Origin of the sequence: Streptomyces sp. T12 (genome assembly GCF_028736035.1) — a bacterium.
In the GTDB taxonomy this organism is placed as follows: Bacteria; Actinomycetota; Actinomycetes; order Streptomycetales; family Streptomycetaceae; genus Streptomyces.
On sequence record NZ_CP117866.1, the window covers coordinates 9,680,886 to 9,693,498 of the forward strand.

At 71.3% G+C, this 12,613-nt stretch carries 9 protein-coding genes; 7 read left to right on the forward strand and 2 right to left on the reverse strand.

Features of this window, described 5'->3' with window-relative positions:
• Window positions 1-110: 110 nt before the first annotated feature.
• The 4 genes from PBV52_RS43455 to PBV52_RS43470 all read left to right on the forward strand — a co-directional run bounded on the left by PBV52_RS43455 (window position 111) and on the right by PBV52_RS43470 (window position 5,827).
• Window positions 111-4,040: a glycoside hydrolase family 2 TIM barrel-domain containing protein gene (locus tag PBV52_RS43455; protein WP_274246741.1), complete on the forward strand. Its 3,930-nt coding sequence runs from the start codon at window positions 111-113 to the stop codon at window positions 4,038-4,040.
• A gap of 306 nt (window positions 4,041-4,346) precedes the next feature.
• A complete protein-coding gene (panD, locus tag PBV52_RS43460; protein ID WP_274246742.1) occupies window positions 4,347-4,769 on the forward strand; it encodes an aspartate 1-decarboxylase in 423 nt (140 codons plus the stop codon).
• Between the two features lie 75 nt (window positions 4,770-4,844).
• Window positions 4,845-5,189: a GNAT family N-acetyltransferase gene (locus PBV52_RS43465; protein WP_346283483.1), complete on the forward strand. Its 345-nt coding sequence runs from the start codon at window positions 4,845-4,847 to the stop codon at window positions 5,187-5,189.
• Window positions 5,189-5,827, forward strand: coding sequence for an aspartate/glutamate racemase family protein (locus PBV52_RS43470; protein ID WP_274246743.1), 639 nt, complete (start codon window positions 5,189-5,191; stop codon window positions 5,825-5,827). Before PBV52_RS43465 ends, PBV52_RS43470 begins: the two co-directional genes overlap by 1 nt.
• 564 nt (window positions 5,828-6,391) lie before the next feature.
• On the opposite strand, the gene gndA is transcribed toward PBV52_RS43470, so the two are convergent.
• Window positions 6,392-7,831: an NADP-dependent phosphogluconate dehydrogenase gene (gene gndA / locus PBV52_RS43475; protein ID WP_274246744.1), complete on the reverse strand. Its 1,440-nt coding sequence runs from the start codon at window positions 7,829-7,831 to the stop codon at window positions 6,392-6,394.
• 316 nt (window positions 7,832-8,147) lie between these two features.
• Here gndA and PBV52_RS43480 point away from each other — a divergent pair, with 316 nt between their 5' ends.
• On the forward strand, window positions 8,148-9,302 hold the full coding sequence (locus PBV52_RS43480; protein ID WP_274246745.1) for a transglycosylase family protein: 1,155 nt from the start codon (window positions 8,148-8,150) through the stop codon (window positions 9,300-9,302).
• Here the strand turns inward: PBV52_RS43480 and PBV52_RS43485 are convergent.
• Window positions 9,292-10,446, reverse strand: a complete 1,155-nt coding sequence (locus PBV52_RS43485; RefSeq protein ID WP_274246746.1) for a DMT family transporter — start codon at window positions 10,444-10,446, stop codon at window positions 9,292-9,294. The two genes, PBV52_RS43480 and PBV52_RS43485, sit on opposite strands and share 11 nt — an antisense overlap.
• A 210-nt stretch (window positions 10,447-10,656) precedes the next feature.
• Between PBV52_RS43485 and PBV52_RS43490 the strand changes: the two genes are divergently transcribed.
• Window positions 10,657-11,412, forward strand: a complete 756-nt coding sequence (locus tag PBV52_RS43490) for a (2Fe-2S)-binding protein (RefSeq protein ID WP_274246747.1) — start codon at window positions 10,657-10,659, stop codon at window positions 11,410-11,412.
• 41 nt (window positions 11,413-11,453) lie between these two features.
• Window positions 11,454-12,605 carry a glycogen synthase gene (gene glgA, locus PBV52_RS43495; protein ID WP_274246748.1) on the forward strand — a complete coding sequence of 384 codons (1,152 nt, stop codon included), beginning with the start codon at window positions 11,454-11,456 and terminating at the stop codon, window positions 12,603-12,605.
• The last annotated feature ends 8 nt before the right edge of the window (window positions 12,606-12,613 follow it).

Sequence of the window (12,613 nt, forward strand, 5' to 3'; positions counted from 1 at the left end):
GTTTCTGTTCGCATCCTAGGGTTCGTTCGGTTTACGAACAGCACCGCACACGATCTGACGCTCCCTCAAGTCCCGCGCAGCGCACTGTCGTCCCGAGGAAGGCCACGGTCATGCCGCACGCTCCCGAGTCTCCCGCCGGCCACCCGAGCCGCCCCCAGGGCGTGCCGGTCAGCCGGCGCCGCCTCCTGGAGGGAGGAGCCGCCGTCCTCGGCGCGCTCGCCCTGTCCGGATCGTCCGCCGCCACGGTGCACGCGGCCGACGGGTCCGGGGCGGCGGCCGGCACCCCGGAGTGGAACGGGCACATCGACGTCTTCCGGATCGGCACCCAGCCGCCGCACACCACCCTCATGCCGTACGCGGACGTCAGACAGGCGCTGGACGCGGACCGGACGCGCTCGCCGTACAGACTCGGCCTCGACGGGAAGTGGAAGTTCGCCTACGCGGACCGGCCCGACGACCGGGACACCGACTTCTACCGCACCGACGTCGACGACAGCGACTGGGACAGCATCCCCGTCCCCTCCGTCTGGCAGATGCACGGCTACGACCGCCCGATCTTCGTCAACATCACCTACCCCTGGTGGGGTCCCAACGGGCTCGGCGAGGAGGCACAGCCCCCGGCGGTGCCCACCCGGTTCAACCCGGTGGGGCAGTACCGGCGGACCTTCACCGTGCCGCGCGGCTGGGCAGGACGGCGTACGTTCCTGCACTTCGAAGGGGTCAAGTCCGCGCACTACGTGTGGATCAACGGGGAGTTGGTGGGGTACGCCGAGGACTCCTTCACGCCCGCCGAGTACGACATCACCGAGCACCTCAAGCCGGGCACCAACCAGATCGCCGTGGAGGTGTACCGCTTCTCCGACGGGGACTGGCTCGAAGACCAGGACATGATCCGGCTGAGCGGGATCTTCCGCTCGGTCTACCTCTACTCCACGCCCGAAGTCCACCTGCGCGACTTCAAGCTGGACACCCCGCTGAGCGACGACTACACGGCCGCCGAGCTGTCCGTCACCGCGAGCGTGCGCTCGTACGGGGACCGGGGCGAGGGCGGCTACTCCGTCGAGACCCAGCTGTACGACGCCCGCGGCCACGCCGTCTGGTCTCGCCCGCTCCAGCAGGCCGTCGACCTCGCGTCCGCCACCGCCGGTGAGGACGTGACCGTCCAGGCGAGCAGAGCCGTGCCCGCGCCCGAGCTGTGGTCCGCCGAGCACCCGAACCTCTACACCGCCGTCCTCCGCCTCCGTGACCCGGCCGGCAGGGTGATCGAGACGCTCTCGCACCGCGTCGGCCTGCGCGAGTTCGCGCTCAAGGACGGCCTGATGCGGATCAATGGCCGGCCCGTCTCCTTCCGCGGCACCAACCGGCACGAGATGCACCCCGACAGCGGCATGGCGCTCACCCGAGCGCACATGGTCAAGGACATCGAGATCATCAAGCGGATGAACATGAACAGCGTCCGCACCTCGCACTACCCCAACAACCCGCTGTGGTACGAACTCGCCGACGAGTACGGCCTGTACCTCGTGGACGAGACCAATCTCGAGACCCACGGCATCCGCGGCGAGTACCCGGGCAACCACGCGGACTGGACCAAGGCATGCGTGGCCCGGGCCCAGAGCATGGTCCACCGCGACAAGAACCACGCCTCGGTGGTCATCTGGTCGCTCGGCAACGAGGCCGGGGGCGGCAGCACTTTCGTCGCCATGCACGACTGGATCAAGTCGTACGACCGGACGCGCGTCATCCAGTACGAGGGTGACGACCGGCCGACGATCAGCGACATCCGCTCGGAGATGTACGACAGCCCCTCCCGCGTCGAGCAGCGCGCGAAGGACACGGCCGACACCCGGCCGTACGTCATGATCGAGTACGCCCACGCGATGGGGAACTCGAACGGCAACCTCACGAAGTACTGGGACCTCGTCCGCCGCTACGACGTCCTCCAAGGCGGCTGGATCTGGGACTTCGTCGACCAGTCACTGAGCTGGCCCGTGCCCGCGCGCAAGATCCTCACCGAGTCCGGGCCCGGCGGGGTGCGCGGTGAGGTCCTCACCGCGAGCGGCACCTTCGATCGTGCCAAAGGTGTCTCCGGCGCCACCGTCTTCGCCCGCGACGAGCGGCTCGACCTCACGGGCTCGCTCACCCTGGAGGCCTGGGTCACCCCGCACTACACCGGCTACCACCAGCCGATCCTCGCCAAGGGCGACACCCAGTACGCCCTCAAACAGTCGGACCGGACCCTGGAGTTCTTCATCTACGGCGGCGGCCAGTGGATCGCCGCGAACTGGGCCCTCCCGGACGACTGGACCGGCAGCGAGCACCACATCGCCGGTGTCTTCGACGCGGACGCGGGCACGCTGACCCTCTACGTCGACGGCGCGGTCAAGGCGACCCGGACCACCACGCGCAAGCCCAGCAGCAACACCGCGCCGCTCGCGCTCGCCACCGACGTCGACAACCCCACCCGGGAGTTCAGCGGCACGATCCGCCGGGCACGCGTGTACGCCCGTGCGCTGAGCGCGGCCGAGCTGGGCTCCGACAGCCGTGGCCCCGGTGACGAAGGCGTACGGTTCTGGTTCGACGCGGCCACCGTCGAACTCGCCGAGAAGCGGCCGCGCGAGAAGACCTTCTTCCCGTACGGCGGTGACTGGGGCGACAACCCCAACGACGGGACCTCCAACGCGGACGGCATCGTCACCGCCGACCGCCGGCTCACCGGCAAGGCGGCCGAGGTCAAGCAGGTCTACCAGGCCGTGGGCGCGGCACCGGCCTCCGGCGATTCACTGGCTCCCGGGGCGGCGATCACCCTCACCAACGAGTACCTGTTCACCAACCTCCGTGAGTTCGACGGCCGTTGGGCCCTGGTCGCCGACGGTGATGTCGTACGGCGCGGCAGGCTGAGCCGCAGCCAGCTGGACGTCCCTCCGCTCAGCAGCAAGGACATCACGCTGCCGGTGCAGCTGCCGGACGACCCGGCGCCGGGCACCGAGTACTTCCTCCAGCTGTCCTTCACCACCAAGGAGCCCACCCCGTGGGCGAAGGCCGGATTCGAGGTGGCCAAGCAGCAACTCCCCGTCGCCGCCGACAGCCCGGCCGTGACCCCCGTACCGCTGGCAAGCGTGCCGGTACTGCGGTACGAGGACGCGGACAAGGGCGTCACGGTGAAGGGCAAGGGCTTCTCCGTGACCCTCGACAAGAACAGCGGCGTCATCACGTCGTACGAGGCCCGGGGGACCCGGCTCATCACCTCCGGGCCCGTGCCGAACTTCTGGCGGGCGCCCACCGAGAACGACCGCGGCAACGGCCAGCACACCCGCAACCAGACCTGGCGCGACGCGGGCGAGCGGCGCAAGGTGACGGACGTGAGCGTGCGCGCCCTGGGCGACAAGGCCGTCGAGATCAAGGTCAGCGGCACACTGCCCACGACGGTCGAGTCGACGTACACCACCACCTACACGGTGTTCGGCAACGGCGAGATCAAGGTCGACAACACCCTGCGCCCGGGCGCGGCGTCCCTGCCGTACATCCCGGAGGTCGGCACGTTGCTGCTCCTGCCCGGGCGTTTCGAGCGGCTGCGCTACTACGGCCGCGGGCCCGAGGAGAACTACTGCGACCGCAAGGACGCCACCGACGTCGGCGTGTACTCCGGAACCGTCTCCGGCCAGTGGACCCCCTACATCCGCCCCCAGGAGAACGGCAACAAGACCGACGTCCGCTGGATCGCGCTCACCGACGGCACCGGCACCGGCCTGCTCGTCTCCGGCGAGCCCCTGCTGGAGGTCAACGCCTCGCACTTCACCCCCGAGGACCTGTCGTCCGGGGTGCGTCACGACTACCAGCTCACCCCGCGCGACGAGGTCGTCCTCCGCGTGAACCACCGGCAGATGGGCCTGGGCGGCGACAACAGCTGGGGCGCCCACACCCACGACGAGTACAAACTGTTCGCGAGCCGCGACTACTCCTACACCTACCGACTGCGCCCGCTGACCGACGTCGACGAGGCGATGGCGGCGTCGCGCAGGCCCACCGCGATGGAGTGATCCGACGGGACCGGGGTCTCGGCGCAGACCGGTCCCATCGCCGCCGCGAGGGCCGTACCGCCGTACGACCGCACCATGTGGCGTGCCCGCTCGCCCTCGCGGGCGCCTGGAGTGGCGAAGGTCACGGAGGTCGGAGAAGGCCGGTGCGTAGGCTGGTCACCGTCGTCACGAAAGTCAGCAATCGGTCAGCATGAGCCCTGGGAGACCCGGCGCTTGCTGCCCGGACATGCGACTCGTCGTAGAGTACGGAAACAGCCCTTGACCTGCAATAACGCAGGCAGGGAGCCTAGGTTCGGGAGTACCTCTGTGCTGCGTGCAATGTTCAAGTCCAAGATCCACCGCGCCACCGTCACCCAGGCCGACCTGCATTACGTGGGTTCGGTGACCATCGACGCGGACCTGCTCGATGCCGCCGACCTGCTGCCCGGCGAGCTCGTCCACATCGTGGACATCACCAACGGCGCCCGTCTGGAGACCTACGTCATCGAGGGCGAGCGCGGCTCGGGGGTCGTCGGGATCAACGGTGCCGCCGCCCATCTCGTCCACCCCGGCGACCTGGTGATCATCATCAGCTACGCTCAGATGACTGACGCCGAGGCGCGGGAGTTCGAGCCGCGGGTCGTGCACGTGGACGGCGCCAACCGGATCGTGGCCCTGGGCGCCGACCCGTCCGAGCCGGTGCCGGGCTCCGACCAGGAGCGCAGCCCGCAGGCCGTCCCGACGGCCTGACGCCACGCTTCGTCAGACGTCACGCATCTTCAGACGTCACGCATCTTCAGACGGAAGACGGACCAGGAGCGCGCCATGAGCGAGATCGAGATCCGCGACGACCGGCCGGGCGGCCGCCTGGAGGCGCTCCAGGGTGACGAAGTGGTCGGCCACATCGAGTACTTCGTCCTCGAATCCCCGGCACGCGCCCTCGTCCCCGTCCACACCATCGTGGAGCCGGCCCACGAGGGGCAGGGCATCGCGGGCTCCCTGGCGCGCGAGCTGTACCGCACGGCGGCGCGCGAGGGAGTCGTCGTCGCGCCGCTGTGCCCGTACGTCGTGAAGTGGGCCGAGCGCCACCCCGACGAGGCACCGGCGGCCGACCCCGGGCTGCTGGAGGCGGCGCAGGACTGGCTGCGGGCGCACCCGGGGAGGTTCTGATGCTCGCCCTCCTGCACACATCGCCTTTGCACGTCCCCGTCTTCGACGCGCTGCGCGACGAGGACCATCAGGGCGTGCAGCTACGGCACTTCGTCGACGAGGAACTGCTGGCCCGGGCCCGCCGCGAGGGTCCCGAAGCCGTCGTGGACGACGTCCGGGACGCGCTGCGCAAGGCCGTCGCCGACGGTGCGCGGGCCGTGCTGTGCACCTGCTCGACCATCGGCGGCATCGCGGAAGCGGCGGCCGCCGAGGCCGGGGTGCCGGTGGTGCGTGTGGACCGTCCGATGGCGGCGGCCGCGGTGGCCGAGGGGTCCCGTGTCGTCGTCCTGGCCACGGTGGAGAGCACGTTCGGTCCGACGGTGTCCTTGATCGAGGAGGAGGCCCGCCGTGCGGGGCGCTCCGTCGAGGTGCGGACCCACCTCGTCGAGGGCGCGTGGGAGCGCTTCGAGGCGGGGGACATCGACGGTTGCGCACGTCTGGTGGCATCGGCGGCGGACGAGGTCACGGACGCCGACGCGGTCGTCCTCGCCCAGGTCTCCATCACCCGGGCCCAGCAACTGACCACGACACCGGTGCCCGTACTGTCCAGCCCGCGCCCGGGGCTGGCGGCGGGAGCTCAGGCTCTGCACTCGCGGTAGGCCCACCTGGGCGCCCGCCGTGACGCGGGTGAGTGACTGGCGGCGCGGCCGTCGGGTACGCGGGGGAGTAGTCCAGAGCCGACGCGCACCGATTGGCTGGAGGACGCCATGACGAACCCGTACCAGGACCCGGTCCACCCGGACCCGACACCGGGCCCGGTGCCAGAGCCCCCGAAGCCGCACCCGGTCCCGCCCCCGGAGCCACCGCCGACCCCCGAGCCGCCTCCTACGCCCGGGCCATCTCCGACCCCGGGCCCGCCTCCGACCCCGGGACCACCCCCCACGCCGGGCCCGCCTCCCACGCCGGGGCCACCCCCGCCCGCACCGTCACCGCCGAGCCCGACCCCGCCCCCGGACCCCTCCCCGTCCCCGATCCCTCCAGGACCGGAGCCGGTACCGAACCCGGAGCCGGGTCCACCACTGACCTGACCCGCCTGGCCTGACGGCAACGCCGCCGGGGGCGTGGGCTGTGTCGACATGCGGCTCCGCCGCGTGGTGCGACCGGTCCCCACGCCCCCGCAGTCAGTCGCGATCGCAGTCGCGATACGACCGACTGCCGAGTTCTTAGCCGGCCACCTCCGACCGGTCCCCGCCCCACAGCGTGTGGAACGAGCCGTCCCGGTCGGTCCGCCGGTACGTGTGCGCCCCGAAGAAGTCCCGCTGTCCCTGCGTGAGCGCCGCAGGCAGCCGCTCGGCGCGCAGGGCGTCGTAGTAGGCGAGGGCCGCCGCGAAGCCCGGCGTCGGCACACCCTGGCGGGTCGCGGCGATGATCACCTCACGCCAGTCGTCCTGCGCCGCGGCGATCTCCTGCGCGAACGTGTCGTCGGACAGCAGGCTCGGCAGATCGGCCCGGGCGTCGTACGCCGCGCGGATCCGGTCCAGGAATGCCGCTCGAATGATGCAGCCGCCGCGCCAGATGGCGGAGACGGCGCCCAGGTCGATGTCCCAGTCGTACTCCGCGCGCGCCGCGTCGATCTCGTGGAAGCCCTGCGTGTACGACACGATCTTCGACGCGTACAGCGCCTGCTCCACCCGGTCGGCGAACGCCCCCGCCTCCGCCTCGCTCAGCGGCGACGCCTTGGGCCCGGCCAGCCCGCGGGACGCGTCCCGCAGCGCCGCGTGCCCGGACAGGGAGCGGGCGAAGACGGCCTCCGCGATGCCGGACACCGGCACGCCCAGGTCCAGCGCGATCTGCACGGTCCACCGCCCCGTGCCCTTCTGCTCCGCCTGGTCGACCACCACGTCCACGAACGGCTTGCCCGTCGCCGCGTCCACGTGGGACAGCACCTCGGCCGTGATCTCGATCAGGTAGGAGTCCAGCCGGCCCGTGTTCCAGGTCCGGAAGATCTCCGCGATCTGCGCGGGCTCGTACCCGGCGACGTCCCGCAGCAGCTGGTACGCCTCGCCGATGAGCTGCATGTCGGCGTACTCGATGCCGTTGTGGACCATCTTCACGAAGTGCCCGGCACCGTCCGGACCCACGTGCGTCACACAGGGCGCCCCGTCCGCCGCCTTCGCGGAGATCTTCTCCAGCATGGGACCGAGAGAGTCGTACGACTCCTTCGGGCCACCCGGCATGATGCTGGGCCCGTGCAGCGCGCCCTCCTCGCCGCCCGAGACGCCCATGCCGACGAAGTGGATGCCCTGCTCGCGCAGGTCGCGCTCGCGGCGCCGGGTGTCGGCGAAGTGCGCGTTGCCACCGTCGATGATCATGTCGCCGGGCTCCAGGAGCGGTGCGAACTCCTGGATCACCGCGTCGGTCGGCTCACCGGCCTTGACCATGATGACCAGGCGCCGCGGCCGCTCCAGTGCCGCCACGAACTCCTTGGCGGTCTCGGCCGCGATGAACTCGCCCTCGCTCCCGAACTCCTCCACCAGCGACCGCGTACGCGCCGGCGTCCGGTTGTGCACCGCGACCGTGTAGCCGTTGCGGGCGAAGTTGCGGGCGAGATTGCGGCCCATGACCGCGAGACCCGTGACGCCGATCTGCGCCGAAGTGCTCATGCGTTGGCTCCTAGTGACCTCGATATATCAGCGGTGCCGGTCATGCCCGCCAGTATTGCCCCATCGTCCATCCTGACGTGCCGGTATCCCGACCGCACATCCGGGGTGGCGCGATGTCGCGCAGGCAGATACGCACGAAAGGCCCCGGCGCACTCAGCCGTCCCGGGCGCCGTTCGGGCGCCGTTCGGATGTCGGGCAACGTGCGCCGGTTCCGCGCCACTTGGCGTGAAGAGGCGGCTGAATTGCCGTCTTGTCATGGCCTGTTCGCAGCGCTTACTTTTGCCCCTCCTGACGCATGTCAATGGGGGGCTCCGTCATGGCCGTACGCGGTCGGCACCGCCGGTACCAGCCGAACAGGATCAACCGCGCCTCACTCACCGTCACCGCGGGCGGCGCCGGGATGGCGCTCCCGCTGATCGGCGCAGGTGCCGCGCAGGCGGCCGACGTGGACACCTGGAACAAGGTCGCCGCGTGCGAGTCGACCAACCGGTGGCACGTCAACACCGGCAACGGCTTCTACGGCGGGCTGCAGTTCGCCCAGTCGACGTGGGAGGCGTACGGCGGCACGCGGTACGCGGCGCGGGCGGATCTGGCCACCAAGGACCAGCAGATCGCCGTCGCGGAGAAGGTGCTGGACGGCCAGGGGCCGGGCGCCTGGCCGCTGTGCTCGGTGCGGGCCGGGCTGACCCAGGGCGGGGACGGCGGGGACACACCCGACATCCATCCCGTCGGCACCACCAGGAAGACATCGGTCCAGGACGTCCAGCCGCAGACCACACCCCAGTCGCGGGCCGGCACGGCCGAGATGTACACGGTCGTCCGCGGCGACACACTCTCGGGGATCGCCGAGTCGCAGAAGGTGAAGGGCGGTTGGCGGGGGCTGTACGCCGCGAACCGGAAGGCGATCGGGGCGGATCCGGACCTGATCCTGCCCGGTCAGCGGCTCGCGGTGCGCGGCAAGGCCGCCCCGAAGACGACCAAGCCGGCCTCCCCGTCCTCGCCCGAGAAGACCTCTTCGGACCGGCAAGCCGCCGGCCGGGAGAAGCAGCAGTCCACCACGGCCAGTCGCTCGCTGGTCGCCCCGGTGGGCTCCCCCACGGGCACCCCGTACCGCAAGGCCGGTTCGTCCTGGTCGAAGGGCTACCACACCGGCGTCGACTTCCCCGTCCCGACCGGTACCTCCGTGAAGTCCGTCGGGGCCGGTCAGGTGGTCGACGCGGGGTGGGGAGGCTCCTTCGGCTACCAGGTGGTGATCCGGCACGCCGACGGCCGCTACACCCAGTACGCCCACCTCTCGGCCATCTCCGTGAAGGCCGGGCAGTCGGTGGGAGCCGGCCAGCGCATCGGCCGCTCCGGGTCCACGGGCAACAGCACGGGCCCGCATCTGCACTTCGAGGTGCGGACGGGGCCCGGTTTCGGCGCGGACATCGACCCGGTGGCCTATCTCCGGGCCGGCGGCGTCAGGATTTGACGCGGATGCGGTGCCGGTCGATGACCGGCATCGGGACGTACGGGCCGCCGTAGAAGGGGCCGTAGAGGTTCGGGGGGCTGCCCTCGGGGTGCGGCGGCTCGCCGTCCTCGTACGCGCCCTCCGCGACCTGGGCCGGTATGAGGATGCCCTCGATCCGGTCCGGTACGAGGATCTCCTCCCCGCCCGGTACGACGATCTCCTCGCGCGGCATCGTCCCGGCCTGCCCCGGAACGCCCGCGAGCAGTTCCTCGGCGTGCACCGGATCCACGGCCGGCAGCGTCGGCTCGGGCAGGGCCCGCTCGGCCTCCGCCTCCGTGCGCGCGATCCGCTCCGTCGTCAGCAGGATCAGGCCGCCCGCCGCCACCACGCCGCAGCCCAGGGCGAGCAGGGTGCCCGTGGTGCCGTAGCGGAAGGTTTCGCCGAACATCGTGATGCCGACCGCGGCCGCCACGACGGGGTTCACGACCGTCAGGGTGGCCAGCGGCGCCGCGAGGCCCGCGCCCCGGTAGGCGGCCTGGGACAGACACAGACCGGCCGTGGCGAAGACGCCTATCGTGGCCAGGGTCGGCAGGTCGGCCGCGGACACCCCGCCGTTCCAGTCGACCGCGACGAGCTTCGTGAACACCGAGGACATGCCGAAGGCTATGCCGGACCCGGTCGCGAGCAGCATGCTGCGCACCGCCGGGTGGCGGTGGGCCGCCCGGCCCGCGATCATCAGCGTCACGACGAGCCCGCCGGTCACCACAGCCACGCCCACCCGCTCGGCCGTGGCCAGCGACTGCGACTCGGAGGAGCCGACCAGGGACAGCAGCCCGGCGAGACCCACGGTCGCCATGATCGCGCCCCGCCAGGCCGTCGACCCGGCCTTGCGGCCCACGAACAGCGCCGCCATCGGCAGCGCGAACACGATCGTCAGGGCACCGAGCGGCTGCACCAGGCTCAGCGGACCGAAAGCCAGCGCCACCACGTGCAGCAGACCACCGAGGCCGTTCAGCGCGACCGCCGCCCACCAGCCCGGCCGACGCATCGGCGCGAACTGCTGTCCCGGGGAGGACACCGCGACACGCTCCTGTACGATCGCCCCGCCCGCGTACGCGACCGCGGAGATGAGCGACAGGAGCACGGACAGCGCGAGGGCGCTCATGAGCTGCTCCTCTGCGTGAGGCGGGGGCGGTGACCCCGGCGCGGCGATCGGTCGGCTTCCATAATCAACACGATGCCTCGAAAAGCTCTTCCCGTCGTCGTACCAGAGCACGCACTGTGTCGTACTGCCGATGGAGTATTACGGCGGCGGTCTCATCCCCAAGGCGGGTGACCCCGGGTGGAGACCCCCAGGTGATTACCCCGACGGGCCTTGGTACTACTGCTCTTCGTGGACCTCGACCCCGATCTCGCCGCGCTCCGGCCGCTCGGCGGCTTCTTCGTACTACGCACCGCAGGGGCAGCACTTCAGCCACTGCCGACCCTGGCGCAGGCGTACGCGGAACCCGCATCGGCCCCCCAGGGAAATCCCCTGGGCTTCCGCGTCCGGAAAGTCGCGAACGCCCTGAGCGCCCCCGAGCTGCGGATCGCCGCATCCGTGGCCCAGCAGGGACTCGCGGCCCGCCTGTGGTCGGTGACGCTCGGCTGCGCCGCCCTGTACGGCAGCGTCCCCGACCTCGACCCGCGCCTGCTGCACTGGGACCCCGACGGCAGCGCCCCCGACGACCTGTGGCTCGCCGAGGTGCGCCCGCTCCCCGCGGACCCGGCGACCCTCGCCGACGTCGTCCTGCTCGGCCACCTTCAGCCGCTGACCGCCGCGCTGCGCACCCGGTACCGCGTCGCGGCGGGCCTGCTGTGGGGCAACGCCGGATCCGCCCTCGCGGGAGCGGCCCGGCAACTGGACCAGTGGGCGCGCGCAGCCGGCCGTACGGACACCGCCGCCCGGGCCCGCGCTCTGACCACCGAACTCCTCGGCCACCCCCTCCTCGCCGGCACCGGCACCCTCACCGGAACCGCGTTCCGGCGCCGCAGTTGCTGCCTCTACTACCGCGTGCCGGGCGGGGGCGTGTGCGGTGACTGTTGCTTCACACGACCCCCGCGCTCTTCCCCACGCGCCCCATCTGGGTGACCATGAAAGGGCAACCAGCCGCTGAGAACAGGGGGTTCCGGGTGCGTGTGGGACTACTGACCCGGGAGTACCCGCCGGATGTGTACGGCGGCGCGGGCGTCCATGTCGAGTTCCTCGCCCGGGAGTTGAGGGATCTCGTCGATCTGGAGGTGCACTGCTGGGGCGAGGGCCGAGGGGTGGGCGTGCAACGCCACCGCCCCTGGTCCGCCCTCGACACGGCCAACGACGCGCTGCGCACCTTCTCGGTGGACCTCGCCATGGCCGCCGGCCTCCAGGGCCGCGAACTCGTCCACTCCCACACCTGGTACGCCAACCTCGCCGGCCACCTCGGCAAGCTCCTGTACGGCATCCCGCACGTGATGACCGCCCACTCGCTGGAGCCGCTGCGCCCCTGGAAGGCCGAGCAACTCGGCGGCGGATACGCCCTGTCGAGCTGGGCCGAGCGCACCGCGATCGAGGCCGCCGACGCGGTCGTCGCCGTCTCCGGGGCGATGCGCGAGGACATCCTCAGCTGCTATCCGGCGCTTGACCCGGCCAGGGTCCACATCGTCCACAACGGCATCGACACCACCCTCTACCGGCCCGACCACCGCACCGACGTCCTCGCACGCATCGGCCTCGACGCCGACCGCCCGTACGTGCTGTTCGTCGGCCGCATCACCCGCCAGAAGGGCGTGCCCCATCTGCTGCGCGCGGTACGGAACATCGACCCCGCCGCACAGGTCGTCCTGTGCGCCGGCGCGCCCGACACCCCCGAGATCGACCAGGAGTTCCGCGATCTCTACCGGGAGCTCAGCCGGGTCCGCGAGGGCGTGCACTGGATCCCGCAGATGCTGCCGCGCCCGGAAGTGATCCAACTCCTCACGCACGCCGCCGTGTTCGTCTGCCCTTCGGTGTACGAGCCCCTCGGCATCGTCAACCTGGAGGCGATGGCCTGCGGAACTCCCGTGGTGGCCTCGCAGGTCGGCGGCATTCCCGAGGTCGTCGACGACGGCAAGACGGGCCTTCTCGTCCCGTTGGACGACGACTTCGAGGCCGGCCTCGCGCGGGCGCTGGACTCGGTCGTCGGCGACCCGGAGACCGCCCGCCGGATGGGCGAGGCCGGACGGGAGCGCGCCGTGGGGGAGTTCGGCTGGGACGCGGTGGCGCGGCGGACGGTCCGGCTCTACGGGGAGATCCTCAAACAGGCTTAGTGCGCGCT